The following is a 26,742-nucleotide window of genomic DNA, read 5'->3' as shown; positions in this document are numbered from 1 at the left end:
TCGTCGGGGCTGCGCCCCGACGCTGCCGCCTGCCCACTCACGGTTGTTTTTCCGGTCAGATTCCGGCGTTCACGCCCCTGCTGCGGCTGGTCGCCGCCCGGCTGGGATCGCTGACCGACGTCCTGGTCGTCGCGGACGCCCTGCACGCCAGGCCGGACACGCCGAGTACCTGTCCGCCGCCGGCGGGCATCTGATGGTTACCGTAAAAGCCAACCAGCCGACCGTGTTCGCCCACCTCAAAGCTGTTCCCTGGGCGCAGGTCCCGATCGGAGCGCGGACCCGCGACACCGGACACGGCCGCACGGAGACCCGCACCGTCAAGGCCGTCACCGTGGCGACCCCGGCGGGCTCGGCTTCCCCCACGCCCAACAAGCCGTCCGGATCACCCGCACCCGCACGGTGGCCGGCAAGCACACACGAGAGACGGTCTACCTGGTGGTGTCACTGCCCGCCGCCGACGCCCAACCTGCTGAACTGCAGGAATGGGCCCGCTTGGAATGGCACATCGAAAATCGGCTGCACTGGGTCCGCGATGTGACCTTCTACGAGGACACCCACCGGGCCCGGACCGGCAACGGACCCGCCGTCACTGCGGTCCTCCGCAACACCGCCATCGGATACCACCGCGGCAACGGAGAGACCAACATCGCCACAGCCACCCGCCGCGCCAACCGCCGCCCCCACGACCTCATCACAACCGCGACCAGCGGCTACCCAACTACGCAATGACCCTGCTTGATCAGCAGATCCGCCGTTAGTTGGGCCCTGGCTCACATCCGGTTGGGAGTGTGGCGATTTCCGTGTTTGACCGTTGGGTGTGATCGAGGTTGTTAGATGGTGATCCGGTCGCCGTAGGCGAGGATCAGGGCGTTGAGGGCCTTGCCCCAACCGTAGACCCGGCCGGTGATGCTCCCACTCTTGCGTCGCTGCTGGACGACGAGGTACAGAACCTTCATCGCGGCCTGCTCGGTCGGGAAATGCCCACGTCGGCGGGCGGCCTGACGGAACCGGGCGTTCAGCGACTCGATGATGTTGGTGGTGTAGAGGACCTTGCGGACCTCGTGGTCGTAGTCCAGGAACGGCACGAACTGCGGCCACGAGGTGCGCCACAGCTTGATCACGGCCGGGTAGCGGTCGCCGAACTCGGCGGCGAACGCTTCGAACCGGGTCTCGGCGGCGGCCACCGTGGGCGCGGTGTAGATCTCCCGCAACGCGGGGGTGATCTTCTGCCAGTCCTTACGGTTCGTGTACCGCAGGCTGGCCCTGACGAGGTGGACGACACACTGCTGATGCACCGCGAGCGGCCACACCTGCTCGATCGCGTCGGTCATGCCCTTGAGCCCGTCGGAGCAGACCATGAACACGTCCTCCACGCCCCGGTTACGCAGCTCGGTGAGGTAGGCGGCCCACTGCTTGGCGCCCTCGCCGCCGGTGCCGGCCCACATGCCCAGCACGTCGCGTTCCCCGTCGAGGCTGACCCCGACCACGACGTAGACGGGCCGGTTCGCGACCTGCCCCTGGCGGATCTTCATGACGATGGCGTCGATGAACAGCACCGGATAGACGCGGTCGAGGGGCCGTTGTCGCCAGGCCTCCATGTCGGCCAGGACGCTGTCGGTGACCCGGCTGATCAGCTCCCGGGACACGTCAGCGTCGTACACGTCGGCCAGGTGGGCGGAGAGTCGAGTCGGTCCGCAGCGCGGTTCCGGTGTTGCCACCAGCCCGTTTCTGCGGACCGCTCGCCGAACCCGCCGTGCGCCTCTCAACGCAACGGGCTCTCCACGGTTTGTGCCGTCAGGCTTGGTTCGTTGTTGACCAGGGGGCGGGGATCCTGCTGCGACGTCGATACCTGGTGATGGTGGTCGACGCGATGTTGTGCAGTTCGATCCCGTCCGCCGTGATGGTGCGCCACCCGGTCGGGGTGCGTAGCCAGCGGTGGACGTCCTTCCATCTCCAACGCCGTCTGGCCTTGACCCAGCGAACGACCCGCCACCAGATGAAGTACGCGAGCCGGTCGAAGGTGTGCTTGGCGACGGCATGCCGGAAGTAGTTGGCCCAGCCACGCGTGATCTGGTTGATCCTGATCAGCGTCTCTCCCAGGTCCTGCTGTGACAACCTGCGCGTCAGGGCACGGATCTTGTCCTTCAGCGACCGAACCGGCCGGTCACCGATGAACGTGTAGACGTGCCACTGGTCGCGGGTGCCCATCTTGCGTCTCCACCGGATGCGGAAACCCAAGAAGTCGAACCCGTCGGCCATGTTCACGATCCGTGTCTTGGACGACGACAACCGCAGTCCCATCGGAGCGAGCACGGCCGCGACATCCTCACGCAGCGCCTCGACGTGATCTCTGGTGCCGAACACCATGACGACGAAATCGTCCGCATAGCGGACCAGCCGCCACGTCGCCTCACCATGATCTCGCCGATAGTGGCGCCGGTTGTCCGTCGACATCCGCCCACCTGGCTTCCATTCGCGGTGCAGGTGCTCATCGAGCACGCTGAGCGCGATGTTGGCCAACAACGGCGACAGGATGCCCCCTTGCGGCGTCCCGGCCGGCGTGTCGCGTTGCTCACCGAGCTCGGTGAGCACTCCGGCCTTGAGGAACGCTTTGACCAGCGCGAGCACACGCTTGTCCTTGACCCGACGTCGCACCCGGTCCATCAGGGCCGTATGGTCGATCGAGTCGAAGCACGCTTCGATGTCGGCGTCCAGTACCCAGCGGTAGCCTCGGCTGCCGAAGAGATGGATGTCGGCGATCGCGTCGTGTGCTCGCCGGTTGGGCCGGAACCCGAACGAGACCGGCTCGAAGTCGGCCTCGAAGATCGGTTCCAGGACGAGTTTCAGGGCAGCCTGCACGACGCGGTCAGCGACGGTCGGGATGCCCAACTTACGGACCTTGCCCGACCCACCCGGCTTGGGAATCTTGCGTTCCCGCACCGGCTGCGGACGAAACGAGTCGTCCTTGACCGCCGACCGGATGCCGTCCAGGAACACCGGGACGCCGATCTCCCGCTCGATCCGGGCGACCGTCAGGCCGTCCGAACCGGCAGTACGAGCCCCGACGTTGCCCGCGACCCGCTCGAACGCCACGATCAGCGTCGCCGGGTCGTGCACGAGGTTGAACAGGTCGTCGAACCTGCGACCAGCACCGGCCGCAGCCCAACGGTGAAGTTTGGCCTGCATCCCCGATACCCGTCCGAACGCATCCTCTCGGACGCGTCCCATCGGAGCGTCGCCGTTCGGCGGCGCATCTTTCGGCATTACAGCGTCCTCCCTTCTCCAAACCGCTGCCGCCCTTCCCCATGTGATCGGCTCTCCCGACCTCGGAGTACTACGACGGCTCCGCCCCGCCCGGCACGTTCAGCAGACGGTGTGCCTATCCCGACCCTCGGCTGGCTGCCAAAGACCGGGAACCGTCGCCGGGCGGTTCCCGTGTTCACTGCTGGATCGCTCATCGAAGGAAGGCACCCGACTTTGTCCCCGCGGCTTCGCCACGGCTACGCCGCAGACCTTCACCATGGCCTCCCTGCAGAGGTGAAAATCCCCGCTCAGGAGTTCCCCGCCCGTCACAGGCAGCGGGTGCGCACCGCAACCGGCCCAGATCCGCCAGGTTCGAGCCGGTGACCACTTAGGAGACGTAAACGCCGGTTCCTCTCGTATGCCTTTCCGATTCGCTTGCCGGACCCGCACCATCTGGCAGTGCTGGCACGCCCCGGCGTTGTCAGGGCCGCTTGCCACCCTCCCCGGCACCTCCCGGCTCAGGCTGCCCTCAGCTTCATCAGGCCGCTGCGACGACCCGAAAGCGAAGGTCTCTCACCTCCACGCAATCCAACAGCGCCTCACGGCGCACTCTCCCCGGTCGTCAGCCCTTTGGCGTACAGGGAGAGGATGGCCTCGTTGAAGCCGTCGAGGCGGCGGGCGTGTTTGGGCACGATCCGCGGGGTGAACGAGCCGGCCCGGTCCCGGGGGACCTGGATGCGTACCGGCCCGACCTCGGTCTGCACCGTTTTGGCCCCGTGGCCGTTACGGATGTTGGCCCGCCGGCCGGTCTCCTCGTCGACACCGGCGTCGTCGAGGTGGGCGTCCAGCTCGGCGTCGAGCGCCGATTCCAGGACGGTGCGGGTGATCCCGGCGAGGAGCCCACCCGGTCCGACCAACGACACTCCGTCGGCCTTGGCCCGCTCGACCAGCTGCTGGGCGAACTCCCGCTCTGCTGATGTCGGCTCCGGAAGCTGAACCGGGTTCTTCTTGTCTGCCATGACGTGGTCCTTCCTGGACAGGATCGACGTCCTGTCCAACGGACCACACCCAGGTCAAACACGGAAATCTACGCAGTCCCGCGCCAAGGCCGTTAGTTGTACAGTGACTGATCAGGTGCTTGTCGGTGGGTCGGCTTGACCTGCGCGGTCTGATCTGGATCATGGTGGGGTGTCCGGAACGCCATCCATCGTGGAGCTGCTGGAGCGGCTTGCCCGTTTGGAGGCGCGGGCTGTTGAGCTTGAGCGGGACAACGCCGAGTTGCGGCGGGAAAACGCGGTGCTGCGGGCGGAGAACGCGGACCTGCGGGCCCGGCTGGGGCAGGACTCGTCGAACTCGTCGCGGCCTCCGTCGTCGGACGGCCTGGCCAAGCCCGCACCGAAGTCGCTGCGTGAACGGTCGGGTCGGCGCCCGGGTGGGCAACCCGGTCATGAAGGTCGCACGTTGCGGCAGGTCGTTGATCCGCACGAGCGGATCGAGCACGAACCGGTCACGTGTGGCGGATGCGGTGACGGGCTGGCGGCGGCGCCGGTGACCGGGGTGGCCGCCCGGCAGGTGTTCGACCTGCCGGACATCGGTGTGCGGGTGACCGAGCATCGGATCGTGTCGCGGCGGTGCGGGTGCGGGCAGGTCACCGCCGGCCGTGCTCCGGACGGGGTGGACGCCCCGGTGCAGTACGGACCGGGAGTGAACGCGGCCGCGGTGTACCTGCAGCAGGCGCTGTTCGGGGCACAGGCGCGTACCGCGCAGGCCATGAGCGATCTGTTCGGGGTGCCGATGTCGGTCGGCGCGGTCGCCGCCGCTCACGCCCGCGCCGGGGACGCCCTGGCCGATTCGGAGTTCGTCGACCAGGTCCGCGACGCGTTGACCAGCGCGTCCGTCGTGCACGCCGACGAGTCCGGGCTGCGGGTCGCCGGCAAGCTGCACTGGGTGCACGTGGCCACCACCGGCAGGTACACCCTTGTCTGGGTGCATGCCAGGCGCGGCCGGGTCGGGATCGACGCCGGCCAGGTCATGGGCTCGATGGCCGGGATCGCCGTGCACGACGCGTGGGCCCCGTACGACACCTACAGTGTGGCCGGACACCAGTTGTGCTGCGGCGCACCTGCTCCGCGAACTGACCGCCGCCGCCGAACTGGCACCCGAGGCGGTGTGGCCCGGACAGGCGACCGGGGCGCTGCTGACGCTCAAGACCGCCGTTGACGCCGCCCGCGCTGCGAACCGGACCGGGATCGACCCGTCTCTGCTGGCCGAGCAGACCGGACTGTTCCGTCAGGCCGCCCTGGTCGCGGTGAAGGACCACCAGGCGCTACCGTCCCCGACCGCCCGGAAACTTGCCGCACTCGCCCGCCGAATGCGCGACCGTATCGACGACTACCTGCGCTTCGCGGTCGATTTGCGGTCCCCGTTCGACAACAACACCGCCGAACAGCAGATCCGCATGGTCAAGATCCGGCAGAAAGTATCCGGGAGCTTACGCACCCTCGACGGAGCCCAGCAGTTCGCGCTGATCCGTTCCTACCTCGCCACCGCCACCGCACACGGCCGCAACATCATGGACGCCCTCGTCGAACTCGCCGCCGGCCGTCCCTGGCTACCCACCGCTGTGACCACCACCTGATCAGTCACGTTGTACACACCCCCGAGCAGACGTCAATCTTTCAACCTCTGTAGTGAAGGACCGAGGTCAACTGATGCGCAGAACGTCGGCGCCGTCGATCTTCGAGATCGTCACTGAGCGACGGTGGGCGAGCATGTCCGCCACATACTCGATGGTCGAACAGGACGACATCAGACCCTCGGAACCTCCAGCTCTGCTGTTCTGGACGAGAATCAGTTGCTGAGCAACCCGCAGTGACTCCTCCAACATCCTGTTCAGGTCGTACGGCAACAGGAAGCGCCAAAAGTCGACGTTCACGACGGTGTCCACGGCGCCATCGTCCAGCAGGGTCACCATACCCAGCAGATGTTGATTGTCCGGGGAAATCGGCCGGGAGTGGTCGTAGCGGATGGTCTTACCCGAAGGAGCCAGTGAGTCGTCGGGCCAGGTCCCGACGACCAACGACGGCACGTCCTGGGTGACGAGGTCGAGGACGCCCTTCGTGACATTTCCCAGCCCCTGCGCCAGGAAGTGGTCAATCATCTTCTCGTAGATTGGAACCTTGAGCGAGGCTGTCGCCTCCGAGGAGTAGCTGAAGATCTCCACGTCAAACCGGCCGTGCTTACGGAGGAAATACTCGGTATTGCGTTGCATGGAACTGTGGTTTTTCGTCCATTCGGCATAGTGTGGAATGTGGAACGAAAAGGTTTCGGAGTCGTACGTAAACACTTCCGAGTGGCGCCCACTGTGCACGTATAGGCGGTAGCCCAGTTCCAGGTCCTCGGGACCCCAGCCCTGGAAACTCTCGTCGAACATTCCGACTTCGACAAACATGCTCTTTGGAAGAGATACGTTGTTGGAGTAGACCCAGAGCCAGGGAGCCCTCGACTTGCTGAGGTTCTCGTGCGGAATACGCTCACGCTGATCGAACTCGATCTGGCTTTCCGGCCGCGTGTAATCTCCCGCCAACAGGCTATTCAGGGTCAGCCAGCTCGACTCGTACCTGGCCCCGAGGAGGACGGATCCCGTCAAGCGCTGGTGGAACTCGTAGTGACGCTGGACCGCGTCCGACGGGATGAACATGTCGGCGTCGTGGAACAGCAGGATATCGCCCGTCGCGCTCAACGCACCCAGATTTCGGGCGGCCGCACGGCCCACATTCTCCTTCGCCGCCACCAGTCTTGTGGAAACGTCGCCGCTGACGCTTTCGAGTACACGGTCGACGGGCAGTCCGGAGCCGTCGTCCACGATAACAATTTCCCAGACTGCGGGGTCCAGAGTCTGCCTTTGAAGAGATCGCACCGTATACTCCAGGCACTGCAGGGCGCTGTGGAACGGCAGTACAACCGACAGCTTCCTTACTTCGGAATTCGATGTCGCGTGACTCTCCGCAGAACTCATGACGGTCATCATACAGCAATGTCGCGTAGTCGGTCGAGGGTCGACGGTGCTGGTCCTCCAGTAGAGCGCGTCTATGCAGGACAGCAGCAACCTATCGGAGACTGTTACAGTGGGTTGCTGGACCCGTGGATCATGATGCCGCAACTCACGGATGATCTGGGCAGGCCGATCATCCGTGGAGCCTTCCAATCCGGACGTTGCAATTGTCGGGACGCCGCTGTACCCGCGGTGCTCCTCAACGGCCGAACCTCGGCTACCAGACCCAATGCCGTTCTGTTGAGGGTGTTTGCGCTGGCCAGTCGGGGTGTGGATGATGCTAGGTGTGGTCGGTGGGGTCAACGAGCAGCGCCCGGATGGCGTAGTGGGCCAGCAGCAGTCCAGACATCTGTTGTTCGACCAGTTCTGGGGTCTTCGGCCGCAGGACCTCGCCGCAGCCGCGTAGGTGGGCCTTGATCTCGTCGAGGGCGGTTTCCTCCTCCCAGCGTTGCTGGTAGGCGGCGGCGAGGTCCAGGGCAGGTATCTCGTAGGGGGTCGAGGATCGTGGTGACCACGACGATCAGTTCGCCGTCGGGGTTGCGGTCCGGGACGGTGTACTCGAGCACCCGTACCGGTCGTGCCATGCTGGCGGGGGACGTCCACGGCTGGCGCAGGCGTGGGCGGCCAGCGCGTGGTAGGAGCCGTCGGGAAGCCACCGTAGGTATCCCAGTGACCCGACGCCCCGACCCCGCCAGGCCCGGAACGGCTCCGGTGTGCGAGTACCGGGACCGGCCTGCCGCGCTGGACTCTCGATCATGACCACCCGATCCCGCCCGGTTGTTCGACCCCACGCCACACCGTTGCGTGAGCAGGACCAGCAACTCCTTCCACGAGCATCACAACCGATAGACAAACATGACACACTCGAGGGCCGGCGAGAGTTGGGCCTGCCACACGCACCCCACCACTCGAAAGTCCACCCACCCGGGTGAACAGCTACCGTAACAAGGTGGCTCCTTCCGACCACCGGACCAATGACGAGGAGACGATGGGCTCACCTCCGGCATGCAGCGTCGTCATCCCTACCTACAATCGAATGGAGCTGCTGGGACGTACACTCGATTCGCTGACCAAGCAGGATATCGGCACCGATTCCTTCGAGGTCCTCGTCGTCGACGACGGCTCAGCCGACGACACTGCCACCATGGTCGCGCAGTTCCACGACCGGTTGCGCCTGCACTACTTCTACCAACCTGATAGGGGTTTCCGGGCGGCTGCCGCGCGCAACGTGGGTCTCGCTCATGCCAGTGGCGAGATAACGGTCTTCGTCGACTCCGGCGTCCTGCTGGACTCGGGATGCCTGCGCGCTCACCTGCTCAGCCACGATGCCGACGAGCTGGCAGCGGTGGTCGGCTCCGTCTACTGCTTCAACCTCGACAACGAGGACGCTGACGCTATGCTGCGGGCACTCGACTTCGACGACGTTGACGGCACCATCGCCCGGCTGCGACGCGAATGCCGGTGGCTGGACGCCCGCGAGGAGTTCTACGCCAACGAGCCGAGCCAGCTCCGCGACCTGCCGGCACCCTGGCTGTACTACTGGACGTGCAACGTGTCAGCCCGCACTGGTCAAGTGCGTGACGTCGGAGGTTTTGACGAGGTCTTCCGGACCTGGGGATCGGAGGACATAGACCTCGGCTACCGGCTTCACCGCGACGGCGCCGTATTCGTGCTCAACCGGGAGGCCAGCGCGTTGCACCACCCCCACCACAAGGACTTCCCTGGCAAGCAGGAGATCGCGAGACGCAACCTGCGATACATCGCAGCCAAGTACGACACCCCGATCACCAGGCTCCTCGCTGCCGAACCGCCCATCGCGTTCGACGACATCAACCGGATCATCCTGCAGCGGGGCCTACCGAGCTGCGCTGACCACCGCCGCGATGCGGTCCAGGCGGCGCAGCGACGCGGCACTCTGTTGCGATAAGGGTTGCCTACATAGCTGGGGTGCCGTGCCCCGAGACGCCGGCCCCCGAGGAGGACAGATGTCCAACTCCGAACCGGTCACCGTCCGCGAGGTGATCGCGGTGCGGTGGCGCATCGCCCGGCTAGTGCCGGAGGCCGGCACTGCCGTGGTGCTCACCACCGGGCTGTGCAACCTCCTGCTGGGACTGCTGCCGGTGGCGTTCGTCGTGGGGACCAGCGTCATGCTGGGCCGGGTACCGGAAGCAATGGCCTCCAACACCGGATACCCCGAGTGGTCGGCGGTCGTGACTGCGTTTGTCCTGTCCTCGGCGGCGTTCGCGGCCCAGCAGGTGCTGACGCCGGTGCAGACCGCGCTCGGGGAGTTGGTTGCGCGCCGGGTGGACGGGAAGATATTCGACCGGCTGATCGTTGCCTCCCTGCGCAGCCCCGGGATCGGCCCCTTGGAGGACCAGCGGCTGCTCGACGCGCTGACCGAGGCCAGCAAGGAACTACAAGACGGATTCCAGAGCCCAGGAAAGGCCTGCGCAGGGCTGCTGAACCTGATCGCCCGGGTGGTGCAACTGGCCGGCTACGTTGTGGTGGTCGGGGTGGCCTTCTCCTGGCTCGCCGCAGCGGGTCTACTCGCCGCAGTCCTAACCTTCCGGCACGGCAACCGGGGTGGCTTGCGCCGGTACTCCCGACTGTTCCCCCAGCTCTCCCGGCTCCGCCGGGAGAGCTGGTACCTGCGCGGCCTGGCGATGCGGGCCACGGCCGCCAAGGAGATTCGCATCTTCGGACTGGTGTCCTGGCTGACCGACCGGTACCGGCGCACCTACCTATCCTGGCTGCGGCCGGTGTGGCGGGAGCGACGCCGGATCTACCTCTGGCCGTACTTCTGGTATACCGCCTTCGGGCTCGTCATCACAGCAGCGGTGTTCGCCACGGTAGGGGCAGCCGGGGCGGGATCGGCGGCGCTGACCAACCTTGCGCTGGTGGTCCAGGCCGTGCTGGGTGCGTTGCGGCTGGGTGACTTCTACCCGGAGGCCGACGTGCAGACCCAGTTCGGCATGAACGCGTACGAGGCGGTTCGGACCTTCGAACGCGGAATGAACACCACCGCACCCCACCCGGGGCCGCGGGCAGCCGCAACGGCGGCGCCCGTACCCCGCGACGCGATCTGCTTCGATACGGTGCGCTTCCGCTATCCAGGTCAGGACCGGCCCGTCTTCGACGGACTCCAGCTACGGATACCGGCCGGGGCCTGCACCGCCGTCGTCGGCGTCAACGGTGCCGGGAAGACCACACTGGTCAAGCTGCTGACCCGGCTCCACGAACCGGAGGCAGGCACGGTCAACGTGGACGACGTCGACATCTGCCACTACGACCTAGCCTCTTGGCGGAGCCGGATCGCCGTCGTCTTCCAGGACTTCAACCGCTACGAGGTCAGCGCCGCCGAGAACATCGGTTACGGCGCGGTGGAACACCTCGACGACCGGGAACAGATTCGGGCCGCCGCCGCGGACACCGGGATCCTGGACGTGCTCGACTCACTCCCGTCCGGGCTAGACACTCCACTAGCCAGACACGTCACCGGTGGGGCGGAACTCTCCGGCGGACAGTGGCAGCGGGTGGCACTGGCCCGGGCCTTGTTTCGGCTCCGCCAGGACGGTGCACTGCTGGTACTCGACGAGCCGACCGCCAGCCTCGACGCGCGCGCCGAGGCCCGGTTCTTTGACGAATTCATCCGGCTCACCCGGGGCGCCACCACCATCCTCATCTCGCACAGGTTCTCCACCGTGCGCCACGCCGACCACATCGTGGTGCTGGAGGAGGGCCAAGTGGCCGAGGAAGGATCCCACGCGGACCTGCTCCGGCTCGACGGCCGCTACGCCCACCTGTTCCGGCTCCAGGCGGAACGCTTCGGCGATGCCGACCCGCCCTTACTCCACGACGTGACCGACGAGGCGGAGGCCGCAGCATGAGAGGACTCCTGTTGGCCGCCGGCGGACTGCTGAGTATGTCGTGGCGGCAGAGCCGTCTCCGAACCGCGCTGTCGCTAAGTCTGATGCTGGCCAACGGGGCGACCATGCCGGTCGCCGCGCTTTTCCTGCGCTGGCTGTTCGACTCGGCGCTGGCCGGTCGGGTCGGGCCGGCCGTGACCGCCGGGGTGATCGTCGCGCTGCTGGTGATCGCCGGGCTCACCCTGTCGGTCTTCGCCCACATCGCCTACTTCGAGGTCTCCGAACTCAACCAACTGCGCTACGACGAGGAACTGTTCAACCTCGCCAACGGCTCGGCAGACTTGGCCGTGCACGAGGACGCGGCGCACGCCGACCGACTCACGGTCCTGGAACGGGAGGTCCCTCAGACCCGGATGGCGCTCGAGGCGCTGCTCACCGGAGCTGGACTGGCGGTAGGAATGCTCGTCACTGCGGTGCTGCTGGCACTGCTGCACCCGGCGTTACTGCTCCTGCCGTTGGTCGCTCTGCCGCCGCTGCTGGTGGGCCAACGAGCCGAGCAGATCGTGGACGGGGCCCGCAGCGCCACCGCCGAGCCGACCCGACTCGCGCTGAACTTGTTCCGACTCGCCACAAGCGCCGGGCCCGCCAAGGAACTGCGGGTCTTCCAGCTCCAGGAGCAGATACGGCGCCGCCACGCCGACCTGTGGGAACACAGCACCGGCCGGCTCTGGCGGGCCTACCGCCGGGCGACCGGGCTGCAGGCCTTGGGCCAGTTGGTCTTCACCGCCGGGTATGTCGCTGCGGTGCTGCTGATCGTCCGCGAGGCGATCGTCGGCCGCCGCACCGTCGGCGACGTGGTACTGGTGGTAGTGCTCGCTGCCCAGGTGAACGCCCAGGTGGCGCAGGCGGTGGGGTTGCTGCCGGACCTGCAACGGCTCACCGGGGTAGACCGGCGGCTTCGGGAGCTACGCGCGGCGATCGAACCGGACAGTGGGATCGACACGGCCCAGACCGACCCCCCGGACCGGCTGCGTGAGGGCATCACCCTGCGCGGATTGTCGTTCGCCTACCCCGGCACTGAGGTACCGGTCTTGCGTGAGGTGGAGCTGCAACTGCCGGCCGGTGCCACGGTGGCGGTCGTTGGGGAGAACGGAGCCGGCAAGACTAGCCTCGTCAAGCTGCTTTGCGGCTTCTACCGGCCGACCCGGGGTGAGGTGCTGGTCGACGGGACCGATCTGCTCAGGATCCCGCTGCCGGCCTGGCGGGCACGAATCGCCGCCGGTTTCCAGGACTTCGTCCGGTACGAGCTGGTGGCCCGCCAGGTGGTAGGGGTCGGCGACCTGTCCCGGGAGGACTCAACTGCGGCGGTGCTGGCGGCGCTGGAGCGGGCCCGTGCCGTCGAGGTGGTCGACCAGCTTCCAGAGGGTCTGTCCACCCAAATCGGCAAGTCCTACGCCGACGGGGTGGACCTCTCCGGCGGGCAATGGCAGAAGCTGGCCCTAGGTCGGGCACTGATGCGGGAGCGACCGTTGCTGCTGCTGCTCGATGAGCCCACGTCGGCCCTGGACGCCGAGGCCGAACATGCCCTCTTTGAGTGGTACGCGGCCCAGGCGAGCCAGGTAGCCGCCGCTACCGGGGCGATCACCCTGCTGGTCTCGCACAGGTTCTCCACGGTCCGGATGGCAGATCTGATCGTCGTGGTGGCCGGTGGCCGGGTGGCCGAAGCCGGTAGCCACGACGAGCTGATCGCGGCCGGCGGCCCCTACGCCGAGCTGTACGACCTACAGGCCCAGGCCTACCGGTGACTGAAGTGACCACCTGAGGTCGGACACCGACAGATGGTGTGTCTTCCACGCCTGCAGGAACGGTTCGATTGCGCCCGCTGAGTAGGCCTGGGGCGCGGTGTCGGTATTGCTCGCGTTAGTTTTCTTCAGCCTTGTGGATGCCGAAAACCTCATCCCTCCTGGTCGCAGCTTGTTGATCAGCAAGCCTGGAGCGGTCGGTTCCGGCGCGGATTCGGGCGGCTGAATCGCGACAGTGGTCGACGTCGAGCGCTGCGCGACGATGGGGTGTGCTGTTCCGACTGACCTACCTCGGCGTGACCAACACTCTGGCCCTCCTGCGGCTGCTGCCGATGAGCGACCGCGACAAGGACGCCGAGATCCTGGCCTTGCGGCACCAGATCATGGTGCTCGAACGGCAACTGCACGGCGACCGGGTCCGATTCACCCCCGCGGATCGGGCCTGGCTCGCGGCCCTGCTGCACCCGCTACCGCGAACCGTGCTGAACCACCTGCGGCTACTCGTCCGTCCGGATACCGTGCTGCGCTGGCACCGCGATCTGATCGCCCACCGGCACGCCCGCCGTTCCCGGCCCCACCAGGCCGGGCGGCCACGAACCGTCCGGTCGATCCGCCGGCTGGTCCTGCGCCTCGCCTCGGAGAACCCTGCCTGGGGATACCGCCGTATCCACGGCGAACTGCTCGTGCTGGGCGTCAAGGTCGCCGCGTCCACCGTCTGGGAGATCCTGAAAGAGGCGGGCGTCGATCCGGCGCCCGAGCGCACCAGCAGCACCTGGGCGGCGTTCCTGCGCTCCCAGGCCCACACCACGCCGTCATCGCCGCGGACTTCTTCGAGACGACCACACTGACCGGCACCCGTCTCTACGTCCTGGCCGTCATCGAGCACGCCACCCGCCGGATCCGGATCCTCGGTGCCACCGCGCACCCCACCGCAGGCTGGGTCACCCAGACCGCACGCAACCTGGTGATGGACCTCGAAGACGCCGGCTGCCAGGTGAAATACATGATCCGGGACAGAGACGGCAAGTACCCGGTCCTGTTCGACACCGTCCTCGCCGACGCCGGTATCGACATGGTCCTCAGCGGAGTCCGGGTACCCCGGATGAACGCGGTGATGGTCCGCTGGGTCCGGACCTGCCGTGCCGGCGTGAACTCCTCGACCAGACCCTGATCCTCAACCAGCGGCACCTGCTACACGCGCTCCGCGAATACGAGGCCTTCTACAACGAGCATCGACCCCATCAGGGCATCACCAACGCCCGACCACTCGCACCGCTACCAGAAGCGATCAGCGACCCGGACCGTCTCGTCCACCTGAACATCCACCGACGCGACCGCCTCGGCGGCATCCTCCACGAGTACGAACATGCCGCCTGACCTGACCGGATGACATTTTCGGCAGGTACAACCACCGCGATGCTGACCCGGCGACGCCAGGAAGACGACCCGGCCCGACGAACATCTCTGCAGGAAGCCCTACGCCGGAGCATCGGACGGGTAATCAGATGCGCCGGGCCGCGGCGGCGTTACGGGTGCGCCACAGGGTAGGGCCGCTACCTGCGGAAACACGCACAGTGCCTTCTTGGTGTCCCCGTTAACGAGACCGTGGGTGCTCCGTGGGTGCTCGGCCGTCGAGAGGTCGCCCGGGCGGGAAAAACGCCCCTTGAGCTGCGTAAACGTGGGTCACAACCGTGACCCACACGCGACCCATGCGAAAGCGGGAAATATAGCCGACTGGCTATATTTCCTGCTCAAGTGGCGCGCCCGAAGGGACTCGAACCCCTAACCTTCTGATCCGTAGTCAGATGCTCTATCCGTTGAGCTACGGGCGCAGGTGCCTGGCAAGCATACACGCCTCGCCGAAGCGCGGAGACTCCGGGATTCGAACCCGGGAGGGGCTTTAAGACCCCAACCGCATTAGCAGTGCGGCGCCATAGACCAGACTAGGCGAAGTCTCCCCGGCGGCCGCTCCAGACCACCGCCGGTCGAGGATACAGGGCACGCCGCGCCCGGGGCAAAGCACCTCCCCGGCCGCAGCCAACGTCAGTGCGGCGCGACCGATGTCGGCGCCGTCCGGTCGGGAACGGGCAGACGGCCTGGACGTACGACGACCAGGAGCACGATCAGCGCGGCCAGCACGCCTCCGGTGATCACCGTCGCCATCGCGATGCTGCCGGTGCCGAGTAGCCCGACGACCGGCGCGGCGAGTGCGCCGACACCGAACTGCACCGCCCCGAGCATCGCGGATGCGGTTCCGGCAGCTTCCGCGTGGCCGGCCAGGGCCAGCGCGGGAGCGTTCGGTAGCGCGAACCCGGCTGCGGCGAGAACGGCCCACAGCGGGATCAGGACGCCTGGTAGCCCGCCGACGTTCGTTGCCGCGAAGCCGAGCAGGATCAGCCCGCAGACCAGCCCGGCGATCAGTGAGGTCCGCAGGATCTGCTGCGGTGAGTAGCGGCGGAGCAGCCGTACGTTGAGCTGGGTGGCAGTGATCATGCCGACCGCCCCGGCCCCGAACGCGATACCGAACTGTTGCTCGTCGAGCCCGTACTGGTCCTGCAGGACGAACGACGAGCCCGCGACGTACGCGAACAGCGAGGCCATCGAGAAGCCGGCGACGAGCACCAGGCCGACGAAGATCCGGTCCCGGAACAGGCCTCCGTACACCCGGAGGGTGTCCAGCACCCGGGCCGGACGGCGGCGGTGCGGCGGCAGCGTCTCGGGCAGCCCAAGGGCGGTCACCGCGATCAGGGCGAGACCCAACACAGCGAGCGCGGCGAACACGCCCCGCCAGTGCGTCCAGCTGAGCAGCGCGCTGCCGAGGGTCGGCGCGAGGACCGGCGCGACGCCCATGACCAACAGCAGTCGGGACAGTACGCGGGCGAAGGCGATCCCGCTGAACATGTCCCGGACGACCGCCATCGCGATCACCGCCGCCGCGGCGGCTCCGAAGCCCTGGACGATCCGCAGCGTGCCGAGCACCGCAATGTTCGGCGCAACGGCGCACAGCACCGAGGCGAGCACGTGCAGACCGGTGCCGACCAGCAGCGGCCGGCGTCGACCCCACACGTCCGACAGCGGCCCGATGATCAACTGGCCGATGGCCAGCCCGGCGAGTGTGCCGGTCAGCGTCAACTGGACGCCGGCCGCGGTGGTCTGCAGATCATCACTGATTGCCGGAAGTGCCGGCAGGTACATGTCGATGGTCAACGGGCCGACCGCGATGAGTGTGCCGAGCACCAGGATCAGCCGGATCCGCTGCCATGGGCTGAGCGACTCACCGGGAGTCGGCTCCACGACGGGGACTGGCGCGGACCCGCCGGGCCGTTGGGCGAGCGCTGTCATGATTCCTCTTCCGCGGAGGCGCGTCGTCTGCGCACGGTAGGCGCGGGTCGTCGCGACCCGTCTGGTGGGCCAGTGCTGCCGCTGTGCAGGCGCGCAGCCAATCTCACAAGCTGGCCGTCGCGCTTGCCATTCCCGTTACGGCGAACGGTGTGGCGTGTCACAGCGGCGCGAACAAGGCACTCGGTGGCCCGGATGTCGGCTACTGCACGTGTGGAGGGCCGCCGTCGGCGGTGCCCGCGGCGGGAACAGGCCCACCGGCCCACCCAGGTCCACCGGCCACCCAGGCCAACGCTGGGTGGCGGGCGTCCACCCGATCATCGTACTGACTATGACAGACGACAATGCATATTGTGTACGTCATATCTTCGTGCGGCAGGTCGCTCCGTAGGGCGCTATCAGAAATAATCGGTCCGGAGTCTTGTCGTGGGAACCGTCGAAGCCTAATCTCTGGCATCACCGATGCGCGACTCGCGTCGCCGGTGCGGCGCCTGCCCGGCGTCGCCGGACAGCAGGTGTCCATCGACGGAACCCCGTCGTGGAACACCGGCCCGACCGGCCCGGAATCCCCCGGGGCAACCCCTTCGGTTAAGGAGCCAGCCTTGCGTATCCGACTCACCCTGGCCATTGCCGCGACCGCGCTGGTCGGCGCGTTCGTGGCCCCGTCCGCCGCGGCTGCGGCACCGCAACAGATCATTGGCGGCGGCACGGTCTCCTCGGCACCGTGGGCGGCCGCCGTCTTCCAGAACGGCTCGTTCGCCTGTTCCGGCTCGATCATCGCCTCACGGTGGGTGCTGACCGCGCGGCACTGTCTCGGCGGGTCGATGTCGGTGCGAGTGGGCAGCGTCTACCGCTCCTCGGGCGGCGCGACCAGCACGGTCAGCGCCAGCTACGGCCGGTACGACCTTGGCCTGCTCTACCTGAGCTCGGCAATTTCCACCAGCTACGTCACGTTGGCGTCCAGCAACCCACCGGTCGGCTCGACGAACACCATCTACGGCTGGGGCCGGACCTGCAGCAACTGTGACGCCTCGGCGCAGCTGAAGGTCGCCTCGGTGCGTACCACGACGAACGGCGCGTCCGACGCGTACGGCGGCCCGGCGATCCGCAGCACCGGGGTGAACGGCGTGGCCTGGCGGGGCGACTCCGGCGGTCCGCAGTTCTACAACGGGCAGCAGGTGGGTGTCTGCTCGACCGGCAACGGGTCGACGTACCAGAACTACGCCTCGGTGGCGTCCAGCCGGAGCTGGATCCGCTCGGTGACCGGGGTCTGAGGCTGTGACGACCGCGGCGGCCAACAACGGCCGTTCGGTACGCGGGCGGTCGGTAGGCGTCCCGCGTACCACCTGATCCGCCGGTTCGGTGGCCGCTGCTCGCAGCGGCCACCGAACCGGCGCCGGCTGCCATACCTGTACCGGCTCGCTCCGGCCGGCGATCGACATCGGTGGTTGCTGGTGGAACCTGAGCCTCGTGCCGGCGGCGCGGTAGGTTTCCGCGGTCACGGCGACATGGCCTGGGGCGGCATGCGCCTGCAGCCGAGCGGCTACGTTGATCAAGTCGCCGGTGAGGAATCCGACTCCGCCGTCGACTGCACCCGCAGTGTCGATGGCCGCCGATCCGGTGGCCACTCCGACCCGGATCCGTACCCGCGCGCTGTCGGGAAAGTCGGTACGGCGGACCGCGGCGGCGAGTTCGAGAGCGGCCCGCACCGCCGGGTACGCGCCGCCATCGCCATGGTCATCGTCGTTGCCGGCGATGCCGAAGACCGCCATCACCGCGTCTCCGATGTACTTCTCCACCACTCCGTCCCACCGTCGAATCACCGTCCGCACCGCGTGGAAGTAGCGCAGCTGCACGTCGCGAACCTCCTCTGGGGTGAGCCGATCGGACAGGGCGGTGAAGCCGACCATGTCGACGAAAAGCACGCTGACCGTGCGACGGCGGGTCCGGGCGGCTGGAACGGACCAGCCAGACGGCGGTTTCCGTCGCGCTCCGCAGTTGGGACAGTAACGGTGGGTCGACCTTACGGGGGTACGGCAGATCGGGCCGGCTGCGTGGGTCGGGCCGGTGGGGCGGCGGTAGTTGCGGCGGAGCGTCCTCATGATCGCCTCCTGCGCGGTGATGGTGCTTTAGTCCGCTCCCGGGTGGACCTGATCCGGTCCGTGTGGACCGGCGTACGGGACGGATGGCTGAAACGGTCGCAGCCCAGCGCAGCCCTAGGATCTGTAGAACGACGTATGTCAGATACTCCCACCCTTTATGTCGGTGATCGGATTGACACAGTCACGCGATGGCAGGTCGCTGGCCCCCAGCTCCGACGAGGTTCCCTTCGTCGGGCGGCAGGCTCAGCTGCAGGTGTTGCACGAGTCGCTACGTAGGGTCGAGCGGGGGAGCACGGCCGCGGTCTTCGTCATGGGCGAGAGCGGCATCGGTAAGTCGCGGCTGCTGAGCGCGGCCAGCGACCGGCTCCGTGCTGCCGGTGCGCTGGTGCTGTCCGGGGCATGTCTGGACATTGGGGACTCATCACCGCTGCACCCACTTCGGCAGGCTCTGCGGCGTTATCAGCCGGCGGCCGGCCGGGCCGGCGTTCTGTCCGGCGCTGCGGCCCGCAAGTTGATCTCGGTGCTGGACGGCGAGGCTCGGCACCCCGACGGAGCCGGTGACCTGCTGGAACGGCTAACCCGTGGGCTCGGCGCGGTCGCCGCCGGACGGACCCTGGTGCTGGTCATGGACGATCTGCAGTGGGCCGACCTGACCACCCGGCATTTGCTGCTGTACCTCCTCGCCGGGCTGGGGGACGTCCGGCTGCTGCTGCTCGGCGCCGCACGGACCGAGACGCTGCGGGGCGACGACCCGATCCGCCGCATGCTGCTGGAGTTACGCCGGTCCCGGTCGCGTTCCGGCGCGGTCGACGTGTTGGAACTGGAGCCGCTGGACCGGACGGAGACCGCCCAACTCGTCGCGGAGCTGCTCGGCGGCGACCCGGAGCCGGACCTGGCCGAGTCGGTGTGGCGGCGCAGCGGTGGGGTGCCGTTCCTCGCCGAGGAGCTGGCCCGGGACGCCCGGGACGGCCGGGACGGCCTGTCGGAGACCCTGCGCGAGATCGCCCTGGCCCACGTCGACGCCCTGCCGGCCGACGCCCAGCTCGTGTCACATGCGGTGGCCGCCGGCGTCGAGCCGGTCGCCCACGACCTGCTGGCCCGGGTCGCCCAGCTCGGCGAGGACCGGCTGCTGCAGGCGGTACGCGAGGCGGTCGGCCAGCGGGTGCTGTTGTCCGAGCCGGACGGATACCGGTTCCGCTACCCGCTGATCCGGGAGGTCCTGGAGCCGCGGCTGCTGCCGGGGGAGCGGGTCCGGTGGCACCGGCGGTACGCCGAGGCGCTCGTCGCCGGCCCCACCGGTGACCTGCGGCATGCCCGGTTGGCGTACCACTGGCGGGAGGCGGGCGAGACCACCCGGGCGTTGCCGGCCGTGGTCGCCGCCGCCGAGGAAGCGGAGCGCCTGTACGGTTTCGCCGAGGCGTTCGAGCACTGGGCCAGCGCGGTCGACCTGGCCAACCAGGTCCCGCCTGCCTGGCTGGTCGAGTTCGACGCGACCATGCTGGGCCGACGCGCGGCGGAGGCGGCACACCGCAGCGGCGAGCACGAGCGCGCGCTGGCGTTGCTGGAGCAGTTGGCCACCAACCTGTTCGGTCCGCCGCCGTCCTGGCTGTACACCCTGCGGGCGCGGTACCTGACGGCGGTCGGTCAGCTGGCCGAGGCGGAGCGCGAGTACGACCGGACGCTGGCTGCGGCCGACGCCGACGCTGGCGAGCGGGTCGCCGCCGCCGCACACTCCGCCGATCTGCTGCTGCAACTCTGCCGGTACGCCGACGCCGGCCGGCGGGCCCAGGAGGCACTTGACCTGGCTGCCGGGGCGCCCGACTGCGCCTCGGCGATGGTGCTGGCCGGGGTGACCCTCGGCTATAGCCAGGCATACCTCAACGACCCGGCGGCGGGCAAGGAAGCGGTCCGGCAGGCGCGGCGTACCGCCGAACTGACCGGCGGCCCGGCGGACGTCGCCGTCGCCGACCTGCAGCTCGCCGAGCTGCTCAGTGGACACCTCAACGAGTTGGAGGAGGGAGTCGCGGTCGCCCGCCACGGCGCGGAACGGGCCGAGCGGGTCGGGCTGGCCCGCACCTACGGCACCCGGTTGCTCTCCGCCGCCGCCAACGGGCTGTTCCGGCTCGGCCGGTGGAGCGAGGCCGAGGAGGTGATCACGGCCGCGCTGCGGCATCGGCCGTCCGGGGCGGACGCGGTCGAGCTGCTGCTGGCCCGTTGTCGGATTCATGTGGGTTTCGGCCATCTTGATGGTGCGGAGTCCGACCTGGAGGCGATCGATACCCTGCTGGCCGCTGGCGGTGGGATGCGGCACATGCTGCCGTTGCTGACGTTGCGCGCCGGGCTGGCCATGTGGCGTGGCCGGCATGCTGAGGCGCGGGAGGCGGTACAGCAGGGCATCGACCTGGCCGAGCGGCACTCGGGTGACGTCTGGTTGCAGGCGCCGCTGGTCTGGCACGGGCTGCGGGCCGAGGCGGAGGCCCGGTCCAGCGGGGCACCGACCGACCCGCAGGCGGTGCAGCGTCTGGTCAAGGTTGTCGGCCGGATGGAGCGCAGCAGCAACACGGAGACTGCGGCACCGGTACGCGACGCGGTGATCGGCTACCGGGAGCTCTGCGCCGCGGAGATCAGCCGGATCGACGGCCGGTCGGACCCGGTGTTCTGGTCGCGGGCCGCCGAGGTCTGGGAGCGGCGGTGCCATCCGTACCCGGCGGCGTACGCCCGGTTGCGCCAGGCCGAGGCGCTGTACGCGATCCGTACCCGTAACGCGGACGCGACCCGGGCGCTGCAGGCGGCGTACCGGACCGCCCGACGGCTCGGTGCCCGTCCGTTCACCGAGGAGATCAAGGCCCTGGCCGCCCGTGCCCGGGTGGCGTTGGGCGCGGGTGAGCCGGAGCCGATGCCCGAGATGGACAGCCAGGAACGGGTCACCCTGCGGGCCGGTCTGACCAGCCCGCCGACGGTCGGCGAACGGGTGGCTCGGGCGTTGGTCAACGACCGCGTGAAGCGGACCTCGATGGTCGAGCGGGCCGGTCAGGTGCTCGCCCCGGGCGGTCCGGACGAGCTCGCGGCGCTCACCGACCGGGAGCGTCAGGTGCTGGAGCTGGTCGCGGAGGGACGGACCAACCGGGCGACGGCCGAGGTGCTGTTCATCAGCGAACGTACGGTCGGTGTGCACGTGTCGAACATCCTCAACAAGCTGCAGGTGAGGACGCGAGTGGAGGCGACTCGGGTGTTCATGCGTAACCAGCCGCGTGCCTGACACCCGACTGTGAACCTGCCAGTCCGGTGCGTGGCGGCCGCCGACCGGTCGGTCCACCCCGGCCGGTTGACGTCTCGGCCGGAAAACCGCACACCGGGGCAGCGGATCGGCCAGTGAGACACCCGTCGTTGCGCCGATACCTGCGGGTTGGCAGCGGCTGCCACTGTAGGGACCGACCATTTCGGTGACGACCGCCCGCCGCCCGGGGCGAGGGAGCACTGCAGACTGGAGGTGTCCGATGTCAGAACTCCGCTGGGGTCACGTGCACGACCAGGTCATGGAGGTCCTCGACCACCGGCCGATCGACGTCGCCGGCGTGGTCGAGGATCTGGCGGCGCTGCAGAAGCTGCTCGAGTCAGCCACGCCGAGTGACAGCGACAATCCGGTGGCCGACTTCAACCATCTCTACTGGGTGATCACCAGCACCATCGACGAGCGACTGCAGGCCGGTGAGTTCGCCGACCCTGCCTTCCTCACCTTGCTGGACATCGAGTTCGCGGAGCGGTACTTCGCGGCGCTGCGCTGCTGGGGCAACCGGGGCGACACCCCGGCGGCCTGGGAGGTGCTGTTCAGCCGGCTGCGCGACGAGAGCGTACGGTCGTTGCCGTCGGCCGCCGCCGGGGTGAACGCGCACATCAACTACGACCTACCGTTCGCCCTGCTGAGCACCTGGGCCAAGCTCGGGTCGAGCCCGGACAACGACGAGCAGCACCGCGACTACCTCTACATCAATGAGATCTTCTTCGACCGGATCCCGCAGCTGCGGCGCAGCTACCTGAGTAGCTGGCAGATTTGCCTCGACCGGCTCAACGGGCAGGTCGACGACTGGTACCAGAACCGGTTGGTGGAGTTCACCCGGGACATCGCCTGGCGGGACGCGGCCCGGATGTGGCCGATGCGGGACAACCCGACGATGCTGGAGAGCGAGCGGTTGCGGATGGACCGGCACACCGCCTTCCTGGGCTGGGCGTTGCTCTCGCCGGTGGGCAGCCTGCTGCAGTGACGCCCGGCCGGGTGCCTGCCGGTCCGCTGCCGGTGGTGTCCGCTGTGGGCGGGCACCCGTGGTCAGGCGGTCCGGTCGAAGCTGTCCCGGGCCGCGAGCACCGTCGGCATCTCGCGTTCGACCAGCTCGATCAGGTCGACCAGCTTGCCGGCGACGGCGCGGCCGAGCGGGGTGAGGCTGTACTCGACGCGGGGCGGGATGGTGGCCTGGACGTCCCGGACGACCATCCCGTCGCGCTCCAGCGCTTGCAGGGTCTGAGCCAGCATCTTCTCGCTGATGCCGTCGACCCGGCGGCGCAGCGCGTTGAACCGGTAGTTGCCGGCGAACAGGGCGGCCATCGCTAGCGTGCCCCATTTGCCGGTTATGTGGTCTAGGGTGGCTCGTGACGGGCAGCTGCGGGCGAAGACGTCGGTCACCAGGGCGGCCGTCGGGTCGTCGGTCGGCGGGCTGGATTCGCTGTGCGGTGCGGGCGCGGACCGGCTGGCCATGTTCCCAGGGTATCTCCCAGCGATGCGTCGAATGGGCCACAGCACTTCCTGAACTGCTTGCGCTTCCGAAAAGTTAGTGCAGGCTGGTGGGTGAGGGCGATCGTGGGGCCGCCCCGCAGGGACCTAGGAGCTGACATGATCACTGTCACCGGTGCCGCCGGCCAGCTGGGCCGGTTGGTCGTCGACGAGTTGCTGGACAGCGGACTGCCACCGGCGCAGATCGTCGCCGTCGCACGGAACCCGCAAAAGGCCGGCGACCTCGCCGCGCGCGGCGTACAGGTCCGGCACGGTGACTACGACCAGCCGCTGACCCTCGGGCCGGCCCTGGTCGGGACCCGCAAACTGCTGCTGATCAGCGGCAGCGAGGTCGGCCGGCGAATCGACCAGCACCGCAACGCCGTGGCGGCGGCGAAGGCGGCCGGAGTCGACCTGATCGCGTACACCAGCATCCTCAACGCGGACACCAGCAGCGTCCCGTTGGCCGCCGAACACCTCGCCACCGAACAGATGATCCGAAACAGCGGCCTGCCGTTCGTGCTGCTGCGCAACGGTTGGTACCTGGAGAACTACACCGGTTCGGTGCTGCCGCAGGCGCTCGCCACCGGCAGCGTGCTGGGCGCTGCCGGCTCGGGTCGGGTCGCCGCCGCGACCCGGGCCGACTTCGCCGCCGCCGCCGTCGCAGTGTTGACCGCGCCAGCAACAGCCGGCAGCGCTGACACCGCCGGAACGGCCGGCACCGTCTACGAGCTCGGTGGTGATGAACCCTTCACCCTGGCCGAGCTGGCCGCCGAGATCAGCCGGCACAGCGGACGGGAGGTCGGCTACCAGGATCTTCCGGCCGACGTGTACGCCAGGGCGCTGACCGACGCCGGCGTGCCGGAGGCGTTCGCCAGCATGCTGGCCGCCTCCGACGTCGGCATCTCCCGGGGCGATCTGACCACCGACAGCGGCGACCTCGCCCGACTGATCGGCCGGCCCACCACGTCGCTCGGCGGCGCTCTCCGGGCCGCCCTGGCCAGCCTACCGGGCTGATTCGCCGTTCGGCAGTTGGTAGTTGGTGACCAGCAGATCCCAGCTGCCCCGCTTCGCCGACTGCAGGTTGATGTCCCGGCGGGTCGCCATCCGGGCGATCAGGAAATCCGCGCCGAACAGCTCCCGTACGAACGGCGTGTCGCTGTTGGTCAGGGTCAGTCGGACGCCGCGCCGGCTGGCCCGTACCATCGCGTCCCGCAGTCGCACGTGATCGGCCGGCCCGAACTGCGCCGAGGTGTACCGCCGGAAGTCCGCCCACCCGCCGAGCGGTACGTACGGCGGGTCCAGGTAGACCCAGTCGCCGGCGGTGGCCTCGTCGAGTTGCTCGGCGAAGTCGGCCACCCGCAGCTCGGCACCGGCCAGCGCCTGCGCGGCGTCCAGCAGCACCCGCCGGTTGTAGTACGGCCGGTTGTAGGCGCCGTACGGCGCGTTGAACTCGCCCCGTCGGTTGACCCGCCACAGCCCACGGAACGCCGTCTTGTTCAGATAGATCACCCGGACCGCGCGTTCCAGATCGGAACAGTCCGTCGGCGAGCGACGGCGGACCGCCGCGAAGTGCTCCGGCGTGTTCGGTTGCTCGTCCAGCAGCCGCATCACCGCTTCGGGGTCGCGGGCGACCTCCCGGAAACAGATGATCAACTCCGGGTTGGCGTCACTGAGCACCGCCCGCCGCGGCGCCAGCTCGAAGAAGACCGCTCCGCTGCCGAGGAACGGCTCCCGGTAGCTGCCGGTGAACGGTGGCGCGGCGGCGACGAGGGCGGCGGCGTACCGAGTCTTCCCGCCCGCCCACTTGAGGAACGATCTACCGTCCGCCCTGGTGGTGGAGCGCGCGGACCTGGCGCCGGCCCGGATCATGGAGCGGATCATACGGGGCGGTGACCCGCCAGGCGTAGTGCGGCGAGGCGAGGAACTCGGCGAGCAGGCTCGCCGAGCCGGGAGCGAACGGCCGGCCGTCGCTGATCTGGTCCGGCCGTAGGAACTCCATCGCGGCACCCTCGCCGAGCCGGACGTCGCACTGCCGGGCACGGGTGGAGCCGAAGTAGTAGTGCGCCGTACGCTGTGGGTTCAGCTGCCGGCGGCAGAACAACCGCAACCCGTGCTCGGGCCGTAACCCGGTCTCCTCGGCGAGTTCGCGCAGCGCCGCCTGCTCCGGTGTCTCCCCGGGCTCGCAGTGCCCGCCCGGCACGCACCAGGCGTGCGGATGGCTCGGCGCGTTGCCGTCCCGTAGCTGCAGCAGGACGGAACCCGCCGAATCGACCAGTAGCACTGCGGCGACGTCACCCATCGGTCCAGTGTGCGGCCAAGCCGCCGGTAGCGGGGGCGAGCGCCGAAAGCTGGTCGGCGTGGCGGTCGATTCCACCCGGATGTGCGAGTCGGGTGGCGATCTCGGCCGGTGCCGGCAGTCTCGACATCAACTCGGCCGCGTCCGCCACCCCGCTGGCCGGACCGCCCTCGGCCAGCAGTTCGGCGAGCAACTGCGGGGTCACCTCCTCGGGTGCGCAGCCCAGGCCGAGCCGGTGCCGTCGGACCAGGTCGGCGTTGCTGAACTGGTCGGCGCCGTGCGGCAGGACCAGTTGCCGTACCCCGGAACAGATCGCGCCCATCATCGTCCCGGAGCCGCCGTGGTGCACCACGGCGGAGCAGCCAGCGAGCACCTGGTGCAGCGGCAGCCAGCCGGCGGGCCGGACGTTGCCGGGCAGCGGCCCGAGCGCGGTCACGTCGGCGTCTGTGCCGAGGGCCAGCACGAAGTCCGCGGCGGTCTGCCCGGCGGCGTCGATGGTGTGGCGCAGACCGGTCAACCCGGCCAGCGCCGGCACCACGGTGCCGAGGGTGATCAGCACCCGGGGGCGCGTGGCGGGCAGGCGCAGCCAGTCCGGCAGCGCACCGCCGGCGTTGTAGGGCACGTACCGCATCGACCATCCGTCGCCGTCGCCGATCATCAGCTCGGGCGGTGCCAGGTGCAGGACCACCCGGTCGGGCAGTTCCAGCGGTACGCCGTTGCGCGCGTGCGCCGCCGCCAGGTACGGCAGGAACCGGGCGGCCAGCGCCTCTTCGCGGAACAGGTTGAATCCGTGCTCGACGGCGGGCACCCGCAGCGCGCGGGCGGCCATCAGTCCGGCCGGATGCAGCCGGGAGTGCACCACCAGGTCCGGCCGCCACCAGCGGGCCAGCGTCAGCGTGCCGTCCGCCATCAGGTCGGAGACCCGCCCGAAGGTCTCCAGCAGCAACGGGTCGGTACGGCTGCCGGCGGCGGCGATCCGCTGGCCCCGCTCGCGCATCCGGGCGGCCAGTTCGGCCGTCGTGCCGGTGCCGAACACGGCGGCGATCGGGGCGCCGGGAGCGACGTCCACCGCCGGCAGACCGGCCCGGGCCGCGCCGGCCAGTCCTTCTGCCGCGGTGCCGACCAGTACGTCGTGGCCGGCCGCCCGCAACGCCCAGGCCAGCGGCACGGTGGGAAAGAGATGCCCGACTCCGGGCGGGCTGGTGAACAGGACACGCACCGGGGAACCTTCCGGTTGACACTCGAGTCGACAATGGATAATTTATCGTGATT

At 68.7% G+C, this 26,742-nt stretch carries 22 protein-coding genes, 2 tRNA genes and 1 pseudogene; 13 read left to right on the top strand and 12 right to left on the bottom strand.

Annotated elements, in window-relative coordinates; translation table 11 throughout:
• Both ACFHWU_RS07965 and ACFHWU_RS07960 read left to right on the top strand, forming a co-directional pair.
• Positions 1–194, top strand: a 194-nt coding sequence (locus tag ACFHWU_RS07965) for a hypothetical protein (RefSeq protein ID WP_416590189.1), incomplete at its 5' end; no start/stop codon positions are given.
• Positions 195–249: 55 nt separating this feature from the next.
• Positions 250–729 (top strand): transposase, encoded by a 480-nt coding sequence (locus ACFHWU_RS07960; protein ID WP_416556615.1) that lies wholly within the window; start codon positions 250–252, stop codon positions 727–729.
• 101 nt (positions 730–830) lie between these two features.
• Here the strand turns inward: ACFHWU_RS07960 and ACFHWU_RS07955 are convergent, their stop codons facing one another.
• From ACFHWU_RS07955 to ACFHWU_RS07945, 3 genes are all read right to left on the bottom strand, one after another.
• Positions 831–1,718 (bottom strand): IS256 family transposase, encoded by an 888-nt coding sequence (locus ACFHWU_RS07955; protein WP_416556567.1) that lies wholly within the window; start codon positions 1,716–1,718, stop codon positions 831–833.
• Positions 1,719–1,794: 76 nt separating this feature from the next.
• The gene (gene ltrA, locus ACFHWU_RS07950; protein WP_416556568.1) at positions 1,795–3,186 is read right to left on the bottom strand and encodes a group II intron reverse transcriptase/maturase; all 1,392 of its coding nucleotides are present in this window, start codon (positions 3,184–3,186) and stop codon (positions 1,795–1,797) included.
• A 656-nt stretch (positions 3,187–3,842) separates the two neighbouring features.
• Positions 3,843–4,262: a transposase gene (locus ACFHWU_RS07945; RefSeq protein ID WP_416556569.1), complete on the bottom strand. Its 420-nt coding sequence runs from the start codon at positions 4,260–4,262 to the stop codon at positions 3,843–3,845.
• 169 nt (positions 4,263–4,431) lie between these two features.
• Between ACFHWU_RS07945 and ACFHWU_RS07940 the strand changes: the two genes are divergently transcribed.
• Both ACFHWU_RS07940 and ACFHWU_RS07935 read left to right on the top strand, forming a co-directional pair.
• The gene (locus ACFHWU_RS07940) at positions 4,432–5,463 is read left to right on the top strand and encodes an IS66 family transposase (protein ID WP_416556570.1); all 1,032 of its coding nucleotides are present in this window, start codon (positions 4,432–4,434) and stop codon (positions 5,461–5,463) included.
• Entirely contained in the window at positions 5,411–5,881 is a 471-nt protein-coding gene (locus ACFHWU_RS07935; protein WP_416556571.1) for an IS66 family transposase, read from the top strand. Before ACFHWU_RS07940 ends, ACFHWU_RS07935 begins: the two co-directional genes overlap by 53 nt.
• Before the next feature lie 66 nt (positions 5,882–5,947).
• On the opposite strand, the gene ACFHWU_RS07930 is transcribed toward ACFHWU_RS07935, so the two are convergent.
• Entirely contained in the window at positions 5,948–7,261 is a 1,314-nt protein-coding gene (locus tag ACFHWU_RS07930) for a glycosyltransferase family 2 protein (RefSeq protein WP_416556572.1), read from the bottom strand.
• 1,024 nt (positions 7,262–8,285) lie between these two features.
• Between ACFHWU_RS07930 and ACFHWU_RS07925 the strand changes: the two genes are divergently transcribed.
• From ACFHWU_RS07925 to ACFHWU_RS07905, 5 genes are all read left to right on the top strand, one after another.
• Positions 8,286–9,224, top strand: a complete 939-nt coding sequence (locus tag ACFHWU_RS07925; RefSeq protein ID WP_416556616.1) for a glycosyltransferase family 2 protein — start codon at positions 8,286–8,288, stop codon at positions 9,222–9,224.
• Between the two features lie 58 nt (positions 9,225–9,282).
• Complete coding sequence (locus ACFHWU_RS07920) at positions 9,283–11,184, top strand: ABC transporter ATP-binding protein (RefSeq protein ID WP_416556573.1); 1,902 nt, start codon at positions 9,283–9,285, stop codon at positions 11,182–11,184.
• Entirely contained in the window at positions 11,181–12,968 is a 1,788-nt protein-coding gene (locus tag ACFHWU_RS07915; RefSeq protein WP_416556574.1) for an ABC transporter ATP-binding protein, read from the top strand. The genes ACFHWU_RS07920 and ACFHWU_RS07915 overlap by 4 nt, the downstream gene beginning before the upstream one ends.
• Positions 12,969–13,234: 266 nt before the next feature.
• Positions 13,235–13,813 carry a hypothetical protein gene (locus ACFHWU_RS07910; RefSeq protein ID WP_416556575.1) on the top strand — a complete coding sequence of 193 codons (579 nt, stop codon included), beginning with the start codon at positions 13,235–13,237 and terminating at the stop codon, positions 13,811–13,813.
• 155 nt (positions 13,814–13,968) lie between these two features.
• Positions 13,969–14,136, top strand: coding sequence for a hypothetical protein (locus ACFHWU_RS07905; RefSeq protein WP_416556576.1), 168 nt, complete (start codon positions 13,969–13,971; stop codon positions 14,134–14,136).
• Positions 14,137–14,721: 585 nt separating this feature from the next.
• Here the strand turns inward: ACFHWU_RS07905 and ACFHWU_RS07900 are convergent.
• The 3 genes from ACFHWU_RS07900 to ACFHWU_RS07890 form a co-directional block, all read right to left on the bottom strand.
• Positions 14,722–14,797, bottom strand: a tRNA-Arg gene (locus ACFHWU_RS07900).
• 35 nt (positions 14,798–14,832) lie between these two features.
• A tRNA-Ser gene (locus ACFHWU_RS07895) sits at positions 14,833–14,923 on the bottom strand.
• 85 nt (positions 14,924–15,008) lie between these two features.
• Positions 15,009–16,307 carry a multidrug effflux MFS transporter gene (locus ACFHWU_RS07890; RefSeq protein WP_416590188.1) on the bottom strand — a complete coding sequence of 433 codons (1,299 nt, stop codon included), beginning with the start codon at positions 16,305–16,307 and terminating at the stop codon, positions 15,009–15,011.
• Positions 16,308–16,906: 599 nt separating this feature from the next.
• Between ACFHWU_RS07890 and ACFHWU_RS07885 the strand changes: the two genes are divergently transcribed.
• A complete protein-coding gene (locus ACFHWU_RS07885; RefSeq protein WP_416556577.1) occupies positions 16,907–17,578 on the top strand; it encodes a S1 family peptidase in 672 nt (223 codons plus the stop codon).
• A 198-nt stretch (positions 17,579–17,776) separates the two neighbouring features.
• Here ACFHWU_RS07885 and ACFHWU_RS07880 read toward each other — a convergent pair.
• A pseudogene (locus ACFHWU_RS07880) lies at positions 17,777–18,214 on the bottom strand (adenylate/guanylate cyclase domain-containing protein); the annotation flags it as partial.
• Positions 18,215–18,569: 355 nt separating this feature from the next.
• On the opposite strand from ACFHWU_RS07880, the gene ACFHWU_RS07875 reads away from it, so the two are divergent.
• Together ACFHWU_RS07875 and ACFHWU_RS07870 are read left to right on the top strand one after the other, a co-directional pair.
• Positions 18,570–21,665, top strand: coding sequence for a helix-turn-helix transcriptional regulator (locus ACFHWU_RS07875; protein ID WP_416590187.1), 3,096 nt, complete (start codon positions 18,570–18,572; stop codon positions 21,663–21,665).
• A gap of 238 nt (positions 21,666–21,903) precedes the next feature.
• A complete protein-coding gene (locus ACFHWU_RS07870) occupies positions 21,904–22,668 on the top strand; it encodes a DUF5995 family protein (RefSeq protein WP_416556579.1) in 765 nt (254 codons plus the stop codon).
• A gap of 62 nt (positions 22,669–22,730) precedes the next feature.
• On the opposite strand, the gene ACFHWU_RS07865 is transcribed toward ACFHWU_RS07870, so the two are convergent.
• Positions 22,731–23,156 (bottom strand): winged helix-turn-helix transcriptional regulator, encoded by a 426-nt coding sequence (locus ACFHWU_RS07865; protein ID WP_416556580.1) that lies wholly within the window; start codon positions 23,154–23,156, stop codon positions 22,731–22,733.
• A 135-nt stretch (positions 23,157–23,291) separates the two neighbouring features.
• Here ACFHWU_RS07865 and ACFHWU_RS07860 point away from each other — a divergent pair, with 135 nt between their 5' ends.
• Positions 23,292–24,188: an SDR family oxidoreductase gene (locus tag ACFHWU_RS07860; RefSeq protein ID WP_416556581.1), complete on the top strand. Its 897-nt coding sequence runs from the start codon at positions 23,292–23,294 to the stop codon at positions 24,186–24,188.
• Here ACFHWU_RS07860 and ACFHWU_RS07855 read toward each other — a convergent pair.
• From ACFHWU_RS07855 to ACFHWU_RS07845, 3 genes are read right to left on the bottom strand one after another with little or no spacing between them, the layout of a single operon-like run.
• Entirely contained in the window at positions 24,177–25,043 is an 867-nt protein-coding gene (locus tag ACFHWU_RS07855; RefSeq protein WP_416556582.1) for a DNA adenine methylase, read from the bottom strand. The genes ACFHWU_RS07860 and ACFHWU_RS07855 overlap by 12 nt on opposite strands.
• The gene (locus ACFHWU_RS07850; protein WP_416556583.1) at positions 24,991–25,473 is read right to left on the bottom strand and encodes an NUDIX domain-containing protein; all 483 of its coding nucleotides are present in this window, start codon (positions 25,471–25,473) and stop codon (positions 24,991–24,993) included. Before ACFHWU_RS07850 ends, ACFHWU_RS07855 begins: the two co-directional genes overlap by 53 nt.
• Positions 25,466–26,689, bottom strand: a complete 1,224-nt coding sequence (locus ACFHWU_RS07845) for a nucleotide disphospho-sugar-binding domain-containing protein (RefSeq protein WP_416590186.1) — start codon at positions 26,687–26,689, stop codon at positions 25,466–25,468. The genes ACFHWU_RS07850 and ACFHWU_RS07845 overlap by 8 nt, the downstream gene beginning before the upstream one ends.
• Positions 26,690–26,742 lie beyond the last annotated feature (53 nt).

It is taken from the genome of Micromonospora sp. LOL_015, assembly GCF_048060275.1.
In the GTDB taxonomy this organism is placed as follows: Bacteria; Actinomycetota; Actinomycetes; order Mycobacteriales; family Micromonosporaceae; genus Micromonospora_E.
This window is presented reverse-complemented; position numbering and strand designations above follow the sequence as displayed.